At 41.3% G+C, this 20,364-nt stretch carries 18 protein-coding genes and 2 pseudogenes; 16 read left to right on the forward strand and 4 right to left on the reverse strand.

What is annotated here, in order from left to right:
- Nucleotides 1–171: 171 nt before the first annotated feature.
- Complete coding sequence (locus KJS58_RS05520) at nt 172–651, forward strand: hypothetical protein (RefSeq protein ID WP_213531248.1); 480 nt, start codon at nt 172–174, stop codon at nt 649–651.
- Nucleotides 652–733: 82 nt separating this feature from the next.
- Here the strand turns inward: KJS58_RS05520 and KJS58_RS05525 are convergent, their stop codons facing one another.
- Nucleotides 734–1,657 (reverse strand): hypothetical protein, encoded by a 924-nt coding sequence (locus tag KJS58_RS05525; RefSeq protein WP_213531250.1) that lies wholly within the window; start codon nt 1,655–1,657, stop codon nt 734–736.
- Nucleotides 1,635–2,225 (reverse strand): RNA polymerase sigma factor, encoded by a 591-nt coding sequence (locus KJS58_RS05530; RefSeq protein ID WP_213531252.1) that lies wholly within the window; start codon nt 2,223–2,225, stop codon nt 1,635–1,637. The genes KJS58_RS05525 and KJS58_RS05530 overlap by 23 nt, the downstream gene beginning before the upstream one ends.
- Nucleotides 2,226–2,490: 265 nt before the next feature.
- On the opposite strand from KJS58_RS05530, the gene KJS58_RS05535 reads away from it, so the two are divergent.
- Nucleotides 2,491–3,627: a zinc-dependent alcohol dehydrogenase gene (locus KJS58_RS05535; RefSeq protein WP_213531768.1), complete on the forward strand. Its 1,137-nt coding sequence runs from the start codon at nt 2,491–2,493 to the stop codon at nt 3,625–3,627.
- A 104-nt stretch (nt 3,628–3,731) separates the two neighbouring features.
- Here the strand turns inward: KJS58_RS05535 and KJS58_RS05540 are convergent, their stop codons facing one another.
- Nucleotides 3,732–4,964 carry an aminopeptidase gene (locus KJS58_RS05540; RefSeq protein WP_213531254.1) on the reverse strand — a complete coding sequence of 411 codons (1,233 nt, stop codon included), beginning with the start codon at nt 4,962–4,964 and terminating at the stop codon, nt 3,732–3,734.
- Between the two features lie 201 nt (nt 4,965–5,165).
- Here KJS58_RS05540 and KJS58_RS05545 point away from each other — a divergent pair, with 201 nt between their 5' ends.
- On the forward strand, nt 5,166–5,432 hold the full coding sequence (locus KJS58_RS05545; RefSeq protein ID WP_249716938.1) for a hypothetical protein: 267 nt from the start codon (nt 5,166–5,168) through the stop codon (nt 5,430–5,432).
- Between the two features lie 186 nt (nt 5,433–5,618).
- Complete coding sequence (locus KJS58_RS05550; protein ID WP_213531256.1) at nt 5,619–6,425, forward strand: MBL fold metallo-hydrolase; 807 nt, start codon at nt 5,619–5,621, stop codon at nt 6,423–6,425.
- A 67-nt stretch (nt 6,426–6,492) separates the two neighbouring features.
- On the opposite strand, the gene KJS58_RS05555 is transcribed toward KJS58_RS05550, so the two are convergent.
- Nucleotides 6,493–7,647 carry a serine hydrolase domain-containing protein gene (locus KJS58_RS05555; RefSeq protein ID WP_213531258.1) on the reverse strand — a complete coding sequence of 385 codons (1,155 nt, stop codon included), beginning with the start codon at nt 7,645–7,647 and terminating at the stop codon, nt 6,493–6,495.
- Between the two features lie 377 nt (nt 7,648–8,024).
- On the opposite strand from KJS58_RS05555, the pseudogene KJS58_RS05560 reads away from it, so the two are divergent.
- The 12 genes and pseudogenes from KJS58_RS05560 to uraH all read left to right on the forward strand — a co-directional run.
- Nucleotides 8,025–10,568: pseudogene (locus tag KJS58_RS05560) on the forward strand (LamG-like jellyroll fold domain-containing protein); the annotation flags it as partial.
- A gap of 192 nt (nt 10,569–10,760) precedes the next feature.
- Nucleotides 10,761–11,216: pseudogene (locus KJS58_RS25390) on the forward strand (LamG domain-containing protein); the annotation flags it as partial.
- A gap of 202 nt (nt 11,217–11,418) precedes the next feature.
- Nucleotides 11,419–12,432, forward strand: coding sequence for an aldose 1-epimerase (locus KJS58_RS05565; RefSeq protein ID WP_213531262.1), 1,014 nt, complete (start codon nt 11,419–11,421; stop codon nt 12,430–12,432).
- Between the two features lie 92 nt (nt 12,433–12,524).
- Complete coding sequence (gene fumC / locus KJS58_RS05570; RefSeq protein ID WP_213531264.1) at nt 12,525–13,913, forward strand: class II fumarate hydratase; 1,389 nt, start codon at nt 12,525–12,527, stop codon at nt 13,911–13,913.
- A 168-nt stretch (nt 13,914–14,081) separates the two neighbouring features.
- Entirely contained in the window at nt 14,082–14,507 is a 426-nt protein-coding gene (locus KJS58_RS05575) for a DMT family transporter (protein ID WP_213531772.1), read from the forward strand.
- A 32-nt stretch (nt 14,508–14,539) separates the two neighbouring features.
- Nucleotides 14,540–15,013: a DMT family transporter gene (locus tag KJS58_RS05580; RefSeq protein WP_213531266.1), complete on the forward strand. Its 474-nt coding sequence runs from the start codon at nt 14,540–14,542 to the stop codon at nt 15,011–15,013.
- Nucleotides 15,014–15,409: 396 nt separating this feature from the next.
- Nucleotides 15,410–15,862: a MarR family winged helix-turn-helix transcriptional regulator gene (locus tag KJS58_RS05585; RefSeq protein ID WP_213531268.1), complete on the forward strand. Its 453-nt coding sequence runs from the start codon at nt 15,410–15,412 to the stop codon at nt 15,860–15,862.
- 23 nt (nt 15,863–15,885) lie between these two features.
- Nucleotides 15,886–16,407, forward strand: a complete 522-nt coding sequence (gene paiA / locus KJS58_RS05590; protein ID WP_213531270.1) for a spermidine/spermine N(1)-acetyltransferase — start codon at nt 15,886–15,888, stop codon at nt 16,405–16,407.
- A gap of 304 nt (nt 16,408–16,711) precedes the next feature.
- Nucleotides 16,712–18,343 carry a PucR family transcriptional regulator gene (locus KJS58_RS05595; RefSeq protein ID WP_213531272.1) on the forward strand — a complete coding sequence of 544 codons (1,632 nt, stop codon included), beginning with the start codon at nt 16,712–16,714 and terminating at the stop codon, nt 18,341–18,343.
- Nucleotides 18,344–18,495: 152 nt separating this feature from the next.
- On the forward strand, nt 18,496–18,996 hold the full coding sequence (uraD, locus tag KJS58_RS05600; RefSeq protein WP_283771250.1) for a 2-oxo-4-hydroxy-4-carboxy-5-ureidoimidazoline decarboxylase: 501 nt from the start codon (nt 18,496–18,498) through the stop codon (nt 18,994–18,996).
- Nucleotides 18,997–19,983 carry a factor-independent urate hydroxylase gene (pucL, locus tag KJS58_RS05605; protein WP_213531274.1) on the forward strand — a complete coding sequence of 329 codons (987 nt, stop codon included), beginning with the start codon at nt 18,997–18,999 and terminating at the stop codon, nt 19,981–19,983. It begins immediately after the preceding gene.
- A gap of 1 nt (nt 19,984) precedes the next feature.
- The gene (gene uraH / locus KJS58_RS05610; protein ID WP_213531276.1) at nt 19,985–20,350 is read left to right on the forward strand and encodes a hydroxyisourate hydrolase; all 366 of its coding nucleotides are present in this window, start codon (nt 19,985–19,987) and stop codon (nt 20,348–20,350) included.
- Nucleotides 20,351–20,364: the final 14 nt, after the last annotated feature.

Genomic DNA, 20,364 nt, shown 5'->3' on the forward strand with positions numbered 1-20,364 from the left:
GCTAATATGCTTAGAGATAATAAAAAAGAAAACCATGCAGACCGTTTCCTGATGGAGACGGTCTTTTGTGTAAAATATTTACTTTATTTGAAACATAATCCGTGTCAGCTGCGTTATATAATGAAACGTGATCCGATTCACGTTAATATTATAAAGTGAGGCAGGGAGACTATGAAAAAGAATGTATGCGTTACCAAACTTCATGTTCTATGTTTGCTTGTGTTGGTACTATCTTTAGGATTTGCTGGTGCTGCTAGCGCTGATCCGGTAAAAGAAGAAGGTGCACTGACTACAAAACCGCCATCAGAAGATACGGCCCAGGTCAAAGCGACTTATAAGTATTTGAGTGCTTATACCAGTGATGTTTCGTATTCCAGTGGCGGGAAAGGTTCTGTTATTGGTAATACGGGAGCATCCGTTACTGCGGATTTTATCGGAATCGATGCTGCCATACAGCGCTGGACAGGGGAGGAATGGGTTGCAGTTACAAGTAAAACTTCTTCTAAGAACACATCAAAGACAGTGAGTCTTAATGAAAGTTTTGCAGCAAGTGCTGGTTATTACTATCGGGTGGTATCCACACATACCGTGAGAGTAGGTTCAGATATTGAAAAAGCGACATACACAAGTCCATCACGTCTGTTAAAATAACGTATTACTTGGCATTTGCAATTCTACATAAAAGAAAGAAGCTCAGTACATGTACTGGGCTTTTTTGAATAGTAACGTATGACTAAGGCTTCAGTTCAAAACGATTATTAGCTTGGATTGCATTCGCAGTGGCAATTAAATCTTCTTTTCCAAGGGTACCTGTAATAATGATAAATACAAGATTGTTCCGATAAGCCAGGTGATCGTATTCAGATAAAGTGGCAGCGTCATAGAATACAGCAGTAGTTCCATCCTCAAGCGTGATTTCTTCCGGTTCTCCATTAATGCCGATGTGGAAGGATGTATCATCGTTTTCTTTAAACCTTTGATACATTTCGATTGTTAGTGGATTTTCATTACCTTTGTAATATTCAAGCGTCAATTCTTCTGAATGATAGATATGATCAGGGTCAATCGGGTTATTCTGATCTATTAAAAGCTGGTACTCTTTCCGATCCGGAGTAAATGGAACCTCGAAATCATGGTAGACAAAAGTAGCGCCGTCTATAGCAGTTTCTCTTGAGACCGTAACTCGTTCTAGATCATATTTCTTTATTGTAGTTCCCTCAGGCAGCCCCGTTTCTTCCTCTATTGGGGGAGGAGTAGAAATTTCAGGCGGAGGGGCTGTTAAAGCTCCTGTATTTTCCTCTTCTTTTTCCTTACCCGTGAAACTTAGTATAAAGTCGTCACCAATCTTCTCCAGCTTTTCAACAAACAGCGTGTTAGCTTGAAGTCCTGCAGGAACACTAAAAATCGTAGCACCAAGCATAATGGAAGCGGCAACGACTCCTCCAAGCTGCCATCGTTTTGACCTGCGTTTTCGTTTGCGGATCTTCTGAAGCTCACTTTGTATGTTATTCCAGGATGCCTCCATACTCTCTTTATCTACTGTGGTGGAGGCAGCAGCGGCGTTTTCGAAAGCAAGGTCAAAAACATCTTCAAATTCCCTGTCATAGATGTTAATTGAATCGTCAGCAGACTGATTACCGGACTTTTCGCTGCTCATTAGCCGCACCCCACTCTCTATTCAGGAGTTTCTTAATTGCTTCTCTGGCTCTGAAAAGACGCTGCTTGATTACATCTTCCCGAAGATCAAGAAGTTCAGCCATCTCACGATAACTAAGGCCTTCTTTCCAGCGAAGCTCAATGAGAGATCTGTACTCTGGTTTCAGCGTCTCCATATAGCGCTCTATGGATTCCTGCATCAGTTTGGTCTCTACCATCGATTCGATGGATACAGAGGTTTGTTGTACGGTCTCTACATCTAAGAAAACACTGTCAGCATCCAAAAGGTTACGATATTTTTTGTTTTTTCTTAAATAATTTATTGCTGTATTTTTAGTTACTACTTTCAACCAAGCTTTTAATTTGATTTCGTTCTCGAATTCGGGTTTGTTTTTGATGATTTTGATGAATGCTTCCTGAATAATGTCTTCAGCTGCAGAGCGATCCTTTACAATGTATACGATAAATCCGTACATCATCTGATAGTATTCATAGTAGATCTCTCTCTGTAGGGATTCGCCAAGATCATTATAGTCCGCAGCCAACAACAGTTGGATCCGGGTAGACATGATTATCCCCTCTCTATTACATCTCTCTATTGTCAAACAAGTATTCCATTATTTTACTATAAATTGAAAATATTCTCTATAAATTTAAACTTCTTACTCATAGCTTTTCAGACTCATCTTTCCATGTTTATGTGAAAACCTCTTAAATAAAGAACTGAAATGTCGCGAACTTCGATTTTTCGTTTCGTTTCAGCTGTGATGGTTACTATATAAGCACAAGGAATTATTGGAAAAATTTAATTATGTATTAAGGAGCGTGAAGGAAGTGAAGGCACTAACTTATCAAGGAAAGAAAAAAGTGAAGGTAAAGGAAGTGGCAGATCCTACTTTGCAGGGCAACAAAGATATTCTAGTCCGAGTTACATCAACAGCGATCTGCGGATCTGATCTTCATATTTATAATGGACTTATTCCCGGTATGCACAAAGACTACGTTATTGGTCACGAACCAATGGGAATTGTAGAGGAAGTATCAAGCGATGTGACACATGTAAAAAAGGGAGATCGGGTAATTATTCCTTTTAATGTTTCATGTGGAGAATGTTATTTTTGCAAACATGAGATGGAAAGTCAGTGTGATTATTCAAACGAGGCTAAAGATACCGGCGGTTTGCTAGGTTACTCGGATTCTTATGGGGGTTATCAAGGTGGACAGGCAGAACTGTTACGTGTCCCTTATGGAGACTTTATGCCTTTTGTAATTCCGGAAGATGCAGAGATGGAAGATGAGAAGCTGCTCTTTCTTTCGGATATTTTACCGACCGCGTATTGGGGTGTGAAAAATGCAGGGGTTAAGCCGGGAGATACCGTAATCGTATTAGGTTGTGGTCCCGTTGGTTTGTTTACCCAAAAATTTGCTTGGCAGGCAGGCGCTAAGCGGGTTATCGCTGTAGATCATATTAACTATCGCTTAGAACATGCGAAACGGACAAATCATGTAGAAACTTTTAATTTCGAAGAGATCAAAGGCTTTGAAGGATACATGAAGGAAATTACACATGGTGGTGCTGATGTAGTTATTGATTGTGTAGGAATGGATGCAAAACGAACGGCTGCCGAAAAAGTGGAAACAGCCCTTATGCTTCAGGGAGGTTCCTTAGGCGCGTTCCGAACAGCGACGGAAGTGGTTAGGAAGTTCGGTACCATTCAGTTGATCGGGGTGTACGGTGCTAATTATAATATGTTCCCGCTAGGACATCTGTTTGAACGTAATATCCAGCTGCGTACAGGACAGGCTCCTGTGATCCATTTTATTCCGGAAATTTATCAGCAAATTAAAGCAGGTAAGATTGATCCCACCGATATTATCACGCACCGGATGAACCTGGAAGATGCAGAGCGTGGATATGAAGTGTTTTCGGAAAAAGAAGAGAACTGTCTGAAGGTGATACTTAAACCATAACTTTGGTTTGAAAAATGAAAAGGTTGCCTTTGGTCTAATTATTAGACCCCGGGCAACCTTTTTAATAGAGTACATTTTGAATAAAGAATCTACACCCTGACTAATTAAAACGCCCAATTTCCTTTTAGGAAGATCGGTTCTTTTGTGCCGTCAGCGCTAATTCCGTAGATATCCATTTCTGCAGAACCAATCATAAAGTCAACATGTGTCAGACTTGTGTTGAGTCCCGCTGCTGCAAGCTGTTCTTGGTTCATGTTTTTGCCGCCTTCTAAGGTAAAGGCATAGGCGCTTCCGATAGCCAAGTGGTTAGATGCATTTTCGTCAAACAGTGTATTATAGAACAAAATGTTGGTATCTGAGATTGGGGATTGATGAGGAACAAGGGCTACTTCACCCAGATAATGAGAGCCTTCATCAATCTCAACGAGATTTTGCAGGGCTTCTAAGCCTTCTTCAGCAGTCACCTTGATAATCCGTCCATTCTCGAAGGTAAGTGAAAATTTATCAATTAGATTTCCGCCATAGCTGAGAGGTTTCGTACTGCTTACTGTACCATTAACTCCCGTCTTCAGCGGTGCAGTAAACACTTCCTCTGTAGGCATGTTCGCTACAAAAGTATGCCCCTTTTCGTTGATACTGTCTCCTTGGGCCCACAAATGTCCTTCAGGAAGCTCAATTGTAAGGTCTGTACCAGGTGCGATGTAGTGTAATTTTTTATATTTCTTTTCATTGAGCACTTTTGATTTGTTCTCAAGTGTAGTAATATGCTTCTGCCATGCAGCAACAGGATCGGCTTCGCCAATACGTACCGTTTTAAAGATAGCTTCCCAAAGCAGAGATACTTGTTCATGTTCTGGGGCATCCGGGAATACTTTTGCAGCCCATTCTGGAGAAGGGACGGCAATCAGACACCAGCTGAATTTATCAGCTTGCTGATATGCACGATATTTGGCCATCGCTTTGCCGCGAGCTTTCTGGGCAGCAACAATTCGATTTTGATCCACACCTTTAAGTAAATCTGGATTTTCGGACAGGATATGTAGGACAGCAGCCCCTTCTTCCACCATTTCTGTCATCTCGCCTGCATACCATTTTGGCTCTTTTTCAAATATTTCATCGGAAGCTAGGTCATACTGCATACGAGTAATCTGTTCATCGTTCCACTGAACTTTTACGTAACTAGCGCCCGTATCGTATGCTTCTTTTACGATAAGACGTACAAATTCTCTTGCTTCAACAGGAGCATGAACAATAAGCGCTTGTCCAGGCTGGATATTTACCCCCACTTTAATGGTGAGTTCAGCATAAGCTTTTAGTTTTTGAGCAAAATCAGACATTGTAAAGTTCCTCCATTTCACACGCGATGATATATTTTATCTACCTTAGGTTAAAAAAGCGATGTGATTAGCATGCCCGGATGAGTGAATCCAGACTCTTTCGCAAAGCTATTTTATTATTGTACAATATAAGTGGTAAAAATGAACTATTGCAAATGGTTTTTAGGGAAAAAGAAATCAGGATTACAAGGAGAGAAAAAAGTGAGTCATAACATAATCAGCGCTTCCATGCACAGGGACGAAGAGAAACATTGGTTAGGGCATACCGTATTTACTATAGGAGAGAGCAAGACAGAATATGAGATCTCTTTCTTCAGCAAGAACGGTAAGGATTGGGATTATAGTCTGCATTTTGCGGGCGAACCGGGAGCAGAGGAAGAATTTTTACAGCTGGATGCAAGGCTTGAAGAAGATGATGATTTATATGATGATCTTCTAGACGCGGCGATTGATTCGATTCCTGAATAAAGCACAGGGAAAATCGCAGAGCTTGTCTAAACATGAATGGTTGTTCTATTTTTATGACATGCTGACTATAGATAGTAGGGTGAGATTTTTCTTGCGAAAGCACATATTTTCTGGGAACTTGGGAATTCTACAGATGATTGATTGCACATAGGGGGCATTCCAATAAGAATGGGAGGTATCCGTCGCATGGCATCTGATAATCTGATAACGGAAGGCAAGACGGCTCTAGAAGAGGTTGCACCCGATTTATTGTGTCTGCGAACATTGTTTGTTAATGTCCTTTTTGTCGGAACTCCAGGTTCTAGACAATGGATTCTAGTCGATACAGGGATGCCTGGCTTCGCGAAAGATATTATTCAAATTGCAGAAGAACGCTTTGATGGACCGCCTTTAGCGATTGTGTTAACCCATGGACATTTCGATCATGTGGGTAATGTGATTGAACTGGAGCAGCACTGGGGAACACCCGTATTTGCGCATACGTTAGAATTACCTTATCTAACCGGTCTAACGGATTACCCTCCAGCGGATCCTACGGTTGGCGGAGGATTACTAGCTCGTACATCCTTTATTTTTCCCAACGAAGCGATTCATCTGGATGATCGGGTTGATGCGCTTCCTTCCGATCATCGTGTACCGTACGCTCCAGATTGGCGATGGATTGCTACACCGGGTCATTCTCCAGGTCATATCTCTTTGTACCGAGAGAAGGATGGGGCACTCATTGCAGGTGATGCGTTCATCACCGTTCAGCAAGAATCGCTCTGGCATGTTATTTTCCAGGATAAAGAACTCCATGGACCTCCAATGTATTTCACTACCGACTGGGATGCTGCTAAAAATTCTGTTCAGACGCTTGCTGATCTTAAGCCAGAGCTTGCCATTACGGGACATGGTCATATGATGGCAAGTACAGAACTTAGAGGTCAATTGGATCGTCTTGCTCGGGACTTTGACCGGCTTGCCCTACCGAGACAAGGGAAATACGTCTAATAGATCATGAAATGACGAATAAAGATATCCTATAATTCGGGATATCTTTATTTTTATTGTAATGAAATTAAAACTGTTCAATGGCAGCGAGTACAACATTATTAAAGTGATCTGTATACATATTTTTGAAAGGCTTCTCTAAATCTCGTTCGATCGTAAAATGAATCAATAGAATATCATACACCGGATCAACTGCGACAAATACACCGGCTGCTCCCCAGTGAGAGTATGCTTCTTGCGAAAATAAATCTCCGCCATCTTTTTTATTGCCATTAATACTCCAGCCATATCCCCAGCTCGCTTCTGGAAAAGTCTCATCTCTGTAGACGGAGGAAACTCCCGGGATATGATTTTTTGTCATTTCTTTTATGGAAATGGGAGAGAGGATTCGCTGATCACCATACGACCCTTTATTGAGAAACATCTGCGCAAAGATGGCAAGGTCCATGGCATTGCTGAAGATACCTGCGGAAGGGGAGACCGATTCTATCATCTCGTCTGTTTCGAGCCATTCTGCGCATGGGTCTTCGGGCGATCTTTTCACAATGCGATGACGTTCTGCGTGGGGGACTTTGAAATAAGAGTCATTCATCCCAAGCGGTTCAAATAGTTCTTGCTTCACGAAGTCTGGATAGGAAATTCCACTGACTCTCCGTATGATCTCTCCAAGTAAATCATATCCAAATCCAAGGTAAGACATGATTTCACCCGGCTTGCTGGATAAAGGAGCGCCGTATCTCCTATGGAGGTACTCATGAAAATAAGGTTCTTCTGATTCTTCGCAAGGAGGGATCTGAATCGTTGAACCATCCCCTCTCGCGTAAGTATATACGTCTTCTGGATTGATTCCTGAAGTGTGAGTAAGCAGGTGATGAATTCGCACATTCTCTTTTCCGAGTCCTTGAAATTCAGGTATGTAGTCAGTCACCGGACGATTAAGACCGATGAGCCCTCGTTCGGCCAGGATCATAATACAAGCAGCAGTGAACACTTTAGTAATCGAGCACAAGGGAAATAAAGCATTCGTCGTTAACAGTGGGGAATCGGCAGCTGGTGTGAGAGTTCCGAAAGCTTGGTGTGAGACAATGATCCCTTTTCTTGCGACAAATATGACCTCAGCAGGGGTAATGTTGTTGTCAACCATCTGCTTCGCATAGGTGTTAGCATAAGCTACTTTGGATGCGGACATTCCTGCTTCTTCTGGTGTTCCAATACGCAACATCGTATCTACCTTCCTTTTATAGAAATATAATCCAGGTTATATAGTATATAGAACCATTAATTAATAGACAAGTAAAATAATTCATATATTTGTTAGCTTCTATTGGTAGATAGGGGTTCTTTGTTTTTCATTTAAATAAATTGTAGCATTGACGGAATTTGGCAAATGACGTTAGAATAAAAATATTAACTAGTTAGGATATGTGTTAACAATGCGATTAATGGGGCGTGGTTTATGGTCGGTATAGGTGGTGGATAAGGAAGAAGCCATTCAGTGGCTGGTTTATTGTATTCGTTTACAAAGTAAAGAGAAACATGCTTGTCATACTATATAGGGAGGATTTTAATGTGAAAAGAACTTTATCGAAATATGTAGCTATGGTTCTCGCATTTGCTTTGCTTGTACCGGCTTTTGCCTATGCAGACAGTCAGGACACAAAGGGAAGCGGTAAACAAGAAAGTGCTTCACCGTCTGTAGATTTGAAAGGGTTTCCAGCAAGCAGTACTACGTCAAATAAAGAGGTATCTCCAACCTTTACAAATGTATCGGTCCACGATCCTTCAATCATTAAAGATGGGAAAGAATATTATGTATTCGGATCTCATATTGAGGCAGCTAAATCGACTGATCTGATGAACTGGACAACGTTTACGAATGGATATACAACCCCTAATAACGTTCTGTTTGGCAATCTTTCAGAAAATTTGCAGGTTTCATTCGCTTGGGCTGGTGAAAATGACTCGGATAGTAAAGGCGGTTTTTCCGTATGGGCACCGGACGTGTTCTGGAACGAAAATTACATCAATAAGGACAACACAAAGGGTGCCTATATGATGTATTACAGTGCATCATCCACCTATATTCGTTCCGCGATTGGTTATGCAGTATCTCAGAACATCGAAGGACCTTATGAATATGTAGACACGATTGTTTACTCTGGTTTCACCAAAAACGATGCGAAAGATACAGATAGTCAAGTCAATAAAAAATGGACAAATACGAATATCAAAACATTGGTTGACGAGAAGCTTTTGAGCGGTCCAAATGAACAATGGTTTAAAGCAGACGGATCATTCAATAACACCGTGTATCCTAACGCGATTGATTCCACCTTATTTTATGATACAGACGGTAAGCTGTGGATGACCTATGGTTCTTGGTCAGGCGGTATTTTCTTACTCGAACTGGACCCGCAAACGGGGAAAGCGATTTATCCAGGAGAAGATGGAACCACGAAAGATGGACGAATCATTGATCGTTATTTTGGTACGAAAATTGCCGGCGGTTATACGAAATCTGGAGAAGGTCCATTTATTGTCTATGATAAAGAGACAGGTTACTATTACTTAACGGTTACTTACGGCTGGCTTGGGGCTGACGGCGGATACAATATGAGACAGTTCAGATCGAAGAATCCAGACGGTCCGTATGTGGATGCTGAAGGGAAAAATGCAGTATTGCCAAGTGGCGCGGAAAATGAAACTTATGGAATTAAGATGATCGGTAACTTCCTCTTCAAGAGAGAGATAGGTGATCCGGGAACAGGTACAGGTTATGGCTATGTATCTGCTGGTCACAACTCGGTGTACTACGATGAAGAGACAGGTAAACAATTCTTGTTCTTCCATGCTCGCTTCCCGCAAAAAGGAGAAGCCCACGAGCTTCGTGTTCACCAAATGTATAGGAATAAGGATGGTTGGCCGGTAGTAGCTGCTAATCGCTATGTGGGCGAGTCTCTTACGAAACTGAAGACAAAAGATATTCCAGGTGAATATAAATTTGTTAATCATGGCTTAGCTTATTCCGGAGAGATCACTAATTCAGTTGATATTACGCTGAACAAAAATCACAAAATCACCGGAGGAGTAACCGGTACATGGAAATTAAAAAATAATTATTATGCAGAGCTAACAGTGGATGGAGTCAATTACGATGGAGTTTTCGTGAAACAATGGGACGAAACTTTGCAGAAGGAAACGATGACATTTACGGCCATTTCAAGTGCGGGAGAAACGATCTGGGGGATCGGCCAGCCTGAGAAAACAGATCAAGAGGTTGTGAAGGATGTGGAGCAGGCGCTTACATTAGGGAATACATCCAATGTTTCCTCTAATCTTACCCTTCCTGTAAAGGGAGCACGCAACACTCAGATCTCTTGGAAAACTTCGAATCCAAGCGTTATATCTACAACGGGAGAAGTGAATCCTCCAGAAGTCGGTGAGCCGAACCTGACAGCAACACTGACGGCTACCATCACGAAGGGCAATGCCGTAGTTACGAAAACATTTCATATTGTTGTAGCACCGGTTGATGTCTCGTATGGTTTAAACGCGCAGTATTCTTTTGAAAATGATCTATCCGCTTCAGTCGGTTCCTTTGGTGAAGGACTCACAACAGGAGATCGTATTGATAATACAGGCGGTACAATTACTTTTGATAAGGGTGTCGTAGGAAACGGAGCTATATTTGACGGAAAATCCGGTATCAAGCTTCCGAATGGTTTAATTGAAGGGAAAGAGTATTCCGTATCTATGTGGCTGAAGCCTACACAGATCACACAGTATACGCCGACTTTCTTTGGTGGATCAAACAAGAGTTGGATCAGCTTTGTACCGCAAGCAGGAGATAATACGACAACACTATGGTCTGGTGAGAATTGGTATAATGCATCCATCGGATCAAGAATTCGTACAAATCAGTGGCAACATATTGCATTCTCTGTTGATAACGGATTTGTAAAAGTATTTGTGGGTGGAAAAGAAGCTTACTCAGGCTCCGGCTTCCCAGATGTGTTTACTACAAATGATGGTGTATTCAGTTTAGGTGTTAACTTCTGGGATACTGCATACAAAGGGATGATGGATGAACTCCGCATCTACAATGTGGCTATTACTGCAGAAGTAGCTGCAAAATTAGCAGAAGAATTACCGAAGCAGGAACAAGGACCAGCTGAACTTACGGCTGAATTCTCTTTTGAGGATGAGCTAAACGATACCAAAGGCAATTTTGAAACCGGAACAGTCATCGGAGATAAAATTGGGAACCCAGATGGGGGAACAATCACATATAAGGATGGGGTAAAAGGGAAAGCAGCCGCTTTTGACGGGAAGTCAGGGATACTTCTTCCGAGCGGGCTCATTTCAAGTGACAGCTATTCCGTTACAATGTGGGTATATGCAGATGAACTGAAGCCTTACACTCCCATGTTCTTCGGAGCACAGTCGAATAAAAACTGGATTAGCATGCTGCCGATGGGACATGACGGAGCCCAAAATAACGCAATGTTGTGGTCAGGTGAAGCGTGGTACGATGCCATAACAGATGTGAAAACACCGCTTCAAAAGTGGACTCATTATGCATTTACGGTGAATGGTGATGCAGTTACTGTATATATTGATGGGGTAGCGAAATATACGGGTAAAGGCTTCCCTGATATTTTTACAGATAATAATGCAACCTTCAGTTTAGGTACAAACTGGTGGGATACTCCTTTCAAAGGTATGATTGACGAACTGCAGATCTACAAAGGAGTAATTACTCCAGAAAAAGCAGCAGAACTTGCTTCATAATATTCTTTGAGGTTAATAACCAATGAAGCACTTCTCAGGAGGAGTGCTTCATTGGGTTTCTTTATGAGATGCCTTCTCTATTCATTGTTCCTATGAAGGCTCTGTGATAGAATTTATTTGTAGAACATGATATATTCGTCAAGAGAACAACCTTGCTTCATACTAGATATGAAAGCGCTACATATAGGAGGCGTAAGAAACGATGGTACAAGAAACAAATAAGGCATATGAAGGAACTTACGGAAGTTATACTGCTATTATTTTGAAGTCAGGCCCTTATGAAGCTAAGATGATCCCGGAAATTGGTGGGAATCTAGTTTCTTTTCGTGATGTAGAGCGAGGTCATAGCTATCTGAGAGAACCGGGTGAAGATCACGCAGAGGAATTAAAAGAGAACCCAGGAGTATATGGAATTCCGGTACTATTTCCACCAAATCGATTCGAGGATGGTAAGTTTCCTTGGAACGGTAAGGAATATCAACTGCCAATTAATGAAGAAGCAACGGGCAATCATCTGCATGGATTTATGCACTACATACCATGGCAGGTCGTAAGTTTTGGTACAAATGAGCAGGAGAGCTATGTTGTTGTCGAACAGATTGTACGAGAAGGACATGAATTTTATAAATATCTCCCGTTTGAATATACAATCCGTCTTCGTTATACACTCAGCGAGCTAGGACTTCAGCAGCAAGTTACTATTATAAATGAAGGTAAGGAGTCCATGCCTAATTTACTAGCTTTTCACACGGCAATTAAGGCGCCATTTGATGAGACAAGCGAAGCTTGCGACTACAAAGTCAAAGCGACGATTGGTCAGCGTTATGAGCTAAATGGTCGAAGTTTGCCAACAGGCAACATTCAGACTTTATCTAATGAGGAAGAACTCTTAAAGACAGAAGGAGTGAATCCTTATTTTGAAGCGATGGATAATCACTATACTTCTGAGCCTCAGAATGGACGTAACTACATGGAACTTACGAACACAAAAACAGGAGATACCCTTGTTTATGACGTAGGTACTTCATACAAGCACTGGATGATCTGGAACAACAATGCGAGTAATCAATTTTTCTGCCCAGAACCGCAGATGAATCTCGTCAATGCACCGAATGTAACAGGAAAATCAAACGAGGAAATCGGACTTATTGCACTAGAACCAGGCTTAGTCTTTGAACAATCCAGCCGGCTGTATGTGGTAAACAGATCACTATAGTTAGCCGGGCAGCAAAGATGATTGGCTAATCAAGCTTTTCTTCATAAAAATAACTTATGAACCCATAAGATTCGGTGAAGGAGGAATTGCAAATGGATTTCCGTATTGAGAAAGATACGCTAGGTGAGATGAAGGTTCCCGCTGATCGTTTATGGGGTGCGCAAACTCAGCGCAGTAAAGAGAATTTTCCAATAGGTCAGGAAAAAATGCCGCTTGAAGTCATTCGTGCGTTTGCGATATTGAAAAAAAGTGCTGCTAAAAGCAATCTTCAGCTTGGCAAGCTCTCGGAGGATAAAGCAGCAGCCATTGTTTATGCAGCCGATGAAATTTTGTCTGGACGAGTAGATGATCATTTTCCGCTTGTTGTATGGCAGACGGGAAGCGGCACGCAGTCCAATATGAACACAAACGAAGTGATTGCGAATCTCGGTAATCAGTGGCTTGCTGAACAAGGCAAGGAAGAACGCCTTCATCCGAATGATCATGTGAATATGTCACAAAGTTCCAATGATACATTCCCTACAGCACTTCATGTAGCAGGTGTTATTGCGGTGGAAGATGAACTGCTGCCGGCTATCCAATTGCTAAAAGGAACACTCCATCAGAAATCAGAAGAATTTATGGATATCATTAAAATAGGTCGTACTCATCTGCAAGATGCAACTCCGATTACACTCGGCCAGGAGATCAGCGGCTGGGAAGCCATGCTTGCCAAAAGCGAGCGCATGATTGCAGCTAGTGTGGAGTCGATGAAAGAGCTTGCTATCGGAGGAACTGCAGTAGGAACGGGAATTAATGCTCATCCTAAGTTTGGCGAGATGACAGCAGAAGAGATTAGTAAAGCAACAGGCAAAAACTTTACTTCTGCTGTGAATAAGTTCCATGCCCTGACAAGTCATGATGAAGTGGTCTATACCCATGGTGCTGTCAAAGCACTTGCTGCCGATCTGATGAAGATTGCAAATGACGTACGCTGGCTGGCGAGTGGACCTCGCAGTGGTCTCGGAGAAATTTCAATTCCAGAGAACGAGCCGGGAAGCTCCATTATGCCAGGAAAGGTAAATCCTACACAGAGTGAAGCTCTCACTATGGTCGTTGCACAGGTGATGGGAAATGATGCTTCCATTGGTTTTGCTGCAAGCCAAGGTAACTTTGAACTGAATGTGTTTAAACCGGTTATTATCTATAATTTCTTACAATCGGTGCAGCTGCTTGCAGATTCCATTCGTGCCTTTAATGACAAATGTGCTGTTGGTATCGAGCCGAATAGAGAGGCAATTAAACAGAACTTGGATAATTCCCTCATGCTAGTTACGGCGCTCAATCCGCATATTGGTTATGAGAATGCAGCGAAGATTGCAAAACATGCACATAAGAATGGTTTAACACTTAAAGAAGCGGCACTTGCTTCTGGGCTTTTGACGGAAGAACAGTTCGCAGAGTATGTTGATCCATCGAAAATGATTGCTCCTAAAGCATAACCATGAATAAAAGCAATTAAAGTGTAGAGATCTAACTCTGTACATTAAAAATAGACCAGGAACCTTTTTAGGTTTCTGGTCCTTTTGTGGTGTGGTTGCCTTTTTTCCTAGGAAGCCTGTATGATTAGAAATGCTGTAAGATTTTTTGGACAGAAGGGAGAACGGAAATTGAAAGGGATTTTATTTGCCATTTTGGGTGGGGCATGTATTACACTGCAAGGGATAGCGAACACTCAAATTAGTGAAGATATGGGGACCTGGCAGGCTGCTGCGATTACACAAACTACCGGGTTTGTGATTGCATTAATCATTATGCTGCTTGTGCGTGAAAGAGATTTCGGTGCGATCAAAAAGGTGAAACCTTTATACATAACGGGTGGCCTGATGGGAGCAATCATTATTTTCAGTGAAGTGACTGCGATCCAAAAAATCGGGGTAACCCTCACCATATCTGCCTTATTAATTGCCCAGCTTAGTCTCACTTATCTAATAGATATCAATGGTTGGTTTGGAGTAATCAAGCGGAAAATTACCATTCCGCAGCTGTTTGGTATCGCGATGATGATTATTGGAGTTATTATTCTTAAGTTGTAATGTAATTAGACTTTGAAAGGACCCGTTATTATATGACACTAGGTATTATTATAGCTTTGATAGCAGGCTCGTTTGTAGCGATGCAGGTTGTTTTTAACAGTAGAATGGGTGAGTATACAGGCTCCTGGCTAACAACGACCATAGTGCTTGGACTTGGAGCAATCGCTTCTCTTGCGATAAGTCTACTGGTTGAAGGAACTGGTGGATATCATTTGGAGAATATGAAGGGATGGTACTGGATCAGCGGAGCGATCGGGGTAGGTGTGGTATTTAGTTTGATGCAGGGCATCAAGTTGCTCGGGCCTACGTTTTCGACATCTATTGTGCTCACCTCTCAGCTTAGTTTTGCGTTATTATGGGATTCGCTTGGTTTTTTTGGACTAGAGAAGATTGAATTTACAATGAATAAATTGATTGGAGTTCTCGTGATTATAGGAGGAATTCTTATCTTTAAATATGGAGAACGTCTAAGCCAAGTAAGGAATTCACCAAAACGGAGTAAATAAGGAAGCAGAATGTAGTGACTAAAAACGATCTGGTTCTCTAATACAACTACCAATTTCGGATAGGAGTTACGCTCAAAGCTGAAAACTCGTGTGCTAAGTTTGAAGTGACTCCTGGAGCATCGACGTGCATGTTTAATAGTTAAAACAAATAAGTGAATACTTGAACAAAACTGACCGGATTTTGGGTCAGTTTTTTTTGCGTTTGCTGACAGATATCATGAGGCTGCGAATGAAGCGAATTCAATAAACACCAGGCACAGCCAGACAGGGATTAAAAATATATTCTTTTTCTCATTTGCATTCTTATTTATGTTGCAAATGCAGCAAAGTTAGGTTAAATTAATATATATTTATTTTTGTTGCAAATACAACAAAATATAAACTAAGGAGCTAAATATGAAGGGAATTCTTCGTGAAATAGGAATGATCGCAAGGGCTTTAGATTCAATAAGTAATATAGAATTTAAAGAGTATGACCTTACAAAAGGTCAATATTTGTACCTTGTACGAATATGTGAAAACCCAGGTATCATTCAAGAAAAACTAGCTGAGATGATAAAAGTAGATCGAACAACAGCTTCACGAGCTATTAAGAAACTAGAAATCAATGGCTTTATTGAAAAGAAAGAAGATGATCAGAACAAAAAAATTAAAAAGCTATTTCCCACGGAGAAAGCGAAAAATATTTATCCTTTTATCATCAGAGAAAACGATTATTCCAATAAGGTTGCACTATCTGGGTTTTCCGTAACTGAAGTAGAGACGATTTATAATCTGCTGCAGAAGGTCAGAAAAAATGTAGAAAAAGACTGGGAGTTCGTTAAAAAAGGCAACAAGAGAGAGTATTAACAGAGTTGCAGGAGGAAAATACAATGACAACGACAAACACAAGAAAATGTACGATTGAAGATCTAGAAATACTTCAGGAAATAAGTGTGGAAACATTTAAAGATACATTTGAGGATCAAAATTCTCCGGAAAATATGAAAACCTACTTAGATCGAGCATTCAACTTGAAACAACTAGAAGAGGAAATTTTAAATGACTCTTCGGAATTTCATTTTATTTATTTAAATGAGGATATCGCTGGGTATGTAAAGTTAAACACGAATGACGCTCAATCTGAAACGATGGGACATGATTCACTTGAAGTTGAAAGAATTTATGTGAGAAGAAAATTCCATAAACAGGGGCTAGGTAAATTCCTCATAAATAAAGCGATCGAAATCGCAAGAGAACAGAACAAAGATAAAATCTGGTTAGGCGTTTGGGAGAAAAATGAGAATGCAATTGCCTTCTATGAAAAAATGGGCTTTGTTCATACAGGAGCTCATTCTTTCTATATGGGGGATGAAGAACAAATAGATCTTATAATGACCAAAATACTTGATTAATCTAATCTAGTTATATGAGCAAGCCACAGTTGGTATTGCAGCTCCTCGTCCCTTACTGCGAGGGGCTTTTTGTATTCAATTAGATTTAATGTCTGAGACACAACTTTTCGCATAAAAGCGATAAATCGTGTTTTTTGTGTTTAAAAGCGTAGGAGTCATGTACAGCATCAAAAATGAGCAGTAGAACATAAATGCAAATAAACATCCGACTTCTCTATTCCATATGTCGCTGTAGACGTTATAATAATTAACAAATCAGGAGATAAATTTACATTAGATGTTAGGTATAGAAAGGGTGTCTTGAATGCAGCTTACTGTTAATGAAGCCTTGAGTATCTATCCTCTCTCTGGAGCTAAATTGGTCGCCGGAGCACAGGGGACCACGAGAATTATTAAATCAGTTAATGTGATGGACGCTCCCGATATTGCGGAATGGATTAAATCCGGCGAACTGTTATTTACGACCGCCTTTGTTATGAAAGACAGTGAAGATAATGCAGTCATGCTCCTTCGAAAGTTACATGAACGAGGATGCGCGGGCCTCGGTATAAAGCTCGGCAGATTCTGGGAGCACATACCAAATCAAATTGTGGAAGAAGCCAATCACCTCGGACTCCCCTTGATCGAATTACCTTTTCAATTTACGTTTTCTGACCAAATGAACGCCTTGTTTAAGGCTGAATATGAACGGAATACAAAAACACTGCAAACTGTGGTGGAGAGACAGAAAAAGCTAATGCAATTCGCCCTTAATCAGGATCATAAAAAAGATGTGTTTGCTAAATTGGTTAGTATTATAGGTCACCCCATTGCTGTGATCGGTTCGAGGGGGCATTTATTATTTGCGAGTGAAGAGACGAAGGATCTGAATGTACAGCAGGGATGGCCATATAAACCGATGTTTCAGAGAGTGAAATGGGATCATGGCAGTTGCTATCGTGTTCCAATCACGCAAAAGGATGAGGATTTTGGCTTTTTACTTATATATACAGATGGGGCTTACGCTCTAAAAGAGGAAGAAGAGCTATTTCAGCAAGCAGCGGAAGTTCTTGCTTATGATATGGATATGACATACCGGGAACATATGAATCCAACCCTGCAAGATGAGATGTGCCTTTTTATGAAACAGTATCTTGAACGGAAAATAAACGGGGATGAACTCGTGAGACGATCAGAAGGATATGGAATACAGCTGTTTCAAGGAAATTATCAATGTGTGCTGACAACGGTGGAACCCGAGATATTTGCTGATGGGAAACTGCTGAAGCAGATTCATCGAGAACTGCAATATAACCCGATGATGCAGCTGACAAACTCTTCACATATCAAAATAGACGGAGGCATTCTCTCGATCTATACCTGTCCTGGCGGAAAAGATTATGGCGAAGAATTGTCTCGTTTTCTTCTCAGTCGGTTTGAAGATATGATTGAGCCTGGTAAAACGGCAGGCGGTTCCATGCCAAGATTTTGGATCAGTAAAATGAAATATGAACCTAAGTCACTTCGTGAAGCTTATCAAGAATGCCTGGATACCCGCGCACTTGCTGCTCGCTTTGGAATGAAAGAAGTTGCCCTTCAGTTTGAAACGCTTGAATTCGCTTATCTTTTTAGTCATGTCCCTGAATCTGTGATGGAAAATTACTGCAATAAAGTACTGGAGCCTTTACAGATGGAGGGCGGAGATCCAAGTCAAATTTTAATGAATACGCTCGAAGCATTTATAGAAAATGACGGACTTATTAATGAAGCAGCAAAACAATTGTTTGTACACCGTAACACAATCACTTACCGTATGGATAAAATCAGTACTCTCCTGCAAATGGACCTCAAAAAATCGAATGATCTTCTCAAACTCAAACTTGTATTTACCTTTCGGAACTATTTACAGGCTCATGAATCTAATGAATCCATCCATAAACCACACTTCGCGAAATAGGATACGTGCACAAAACACAAAACAAATCTCACATGTTAGTTTATATGACAAATGTGTAGACGATATATTGAAAATCAAAATCAATATAACATAAAATGCAAATATAAAAGAGGATTGGGAGGTGTGGTGCACTGAACTTAACATTAGAAGATATAAATTCTTTCACTAAAGAAAGGTATATCGCTTCATTTGGTGATCTTTTTGAACATTCATCATGGATTGCTGAAGCAGCTTACCACAAACGCCCTTTTGATTCTTTGGAACAAATGCATGCGTTCATGATCAAAGTGGTGGAACAATCAGATGAGGAAAAGAAAATGACACTGCTTTGTCATCACCCGGATCTTGGATCGCGTCTTACGATGAGTGAACATTCTGTAAACGAACAAAAAGGAGCAGGACTAGGTACGCTGCCTGCTGCAGAGCAACAAGAACTTTCGAGAGATAACGACAGGTATAAAGGAAAGTTTGGCTTCCCTTTTATCATTGCGGTGAAGGGGAAAACACCCGAAGAAATCGGGAAAGCCTTGAAGGAACGATTAGAGCATACTCCGGAAGAAGAATTCCGAACCGCGCTCGAAGAGGTTTATCTGATTAGTTGGTATCGTCTTACGTCTTGGATGGAACAAAACATGACAGAGGAGAGGGTATGAATGACTTACGAAGCGCCTAAAGAGAGAACGATGTACTACGGTAAAGGGGATGTATGGGTATTTCGTTCCTATGCCAAACCGTTGACGGGTGTGAAAGTGATTCCTGAATCTTCTTTTAGCGGGAGAGAAAATGTTCTGTTCGGGATGAATATCAAGGTAGCTGTCAAAGGAGAGCGATTCATTACTTCTTTTACAGAAGGGGACAATTCTCTAGTTGTGGCAACAGACTCTATGAAAAATTTCATTTTACGTCATGCTGCTGATTATAAAGGAGCTACGGTGGAAGGTTTTCTAGAATATGCAAGCCGTGCTTTCCTTGAAACCTACCCGCAAATGACAGGGGTGCGAATGTCGGCAGAGCAGGTTCCTTTTGAAGAGATTGAGGTCGGAAATAAGAGTGGAATCGCTGCAAGTGATCTTGTATTTAAGTATTCACATAACGAAAGTGCGAGTGCTGCATTTGTCCTAGAACGGGAAGGGGATAGCATAAATGTGGCAGAGCATCAAAGCGGTGTATCGAATCTTAGATTGATTAAAGTGAAAGGCAGCAGCTTTTCCGGTTTTGTAAGGGATGAATATACGACACTTCTGGAGACCTCTGACCGGCCATTGTTCATCTTTTTGAACATTCATTGGAAATACACAGAAATAGAAGACGCCCTTGATGACACCCGCGGTAATTATGTCGATGCAGAACAAATACGTGATATTGCAGCTACCGTTTTCCACGAAAATAATTCTCCTTCCATTCAGTCTCTCATCTACCACATCGGACTACGAATGCTTCAAAACTTCAGCCAGCTGGCAGAGGTATCTTTTGAATCCAATAACCGTACCTGGGAAACGATCGTCGAGACAGTAGCAGAAGGTCCGGGCTCCGTTTTCACAGAACCCCGCCCACCCTATGGTTTTCAAGGTTTTTCCATGACAAGGGATGATCTTACAGCAGCACAGCGAAATGAAGCGCAGCAAGCAGGCAGGGTCTAGGATGGGCGGAAAACTCACGACGCATGTGCTGGATACGAGCCGAGGGATACCGGGAAGTGATATGAAGGTTGAACTTTACAAGGTTCTGGAAAAGCAGGGAGTAGAGCAGGTTGTTTTGCTTGCTACCCGTTTCACGAATGCAGATGGACGCTTGGATCCTCCTTTTCTCGAAGATGAACTGAGCGAAGGGGTGTATGAACTTCGTTTTCATGCCAGAGCGTACTTTGAGACTTTTCTATTGGATAGTGGAATACATACCATCTGGGATGTAATTCCGCTGCGATGTAAGATCACGAGCATTAATGAGCATTACCACGTTCCTTTACTGGTTGCACCCGGCGGATATAGTACGTACCGGGGAACGTAATAGCAAGTATGCGG

This window comes from Paenibacillus sp. J45TS6, assembly GCF_018403285.1.
Classification (GTDB): domain Bacteria; phylum Bacillota; class Bacilli; order Paenibacillales; family Paenibacillaceae; genus Paenibacillus.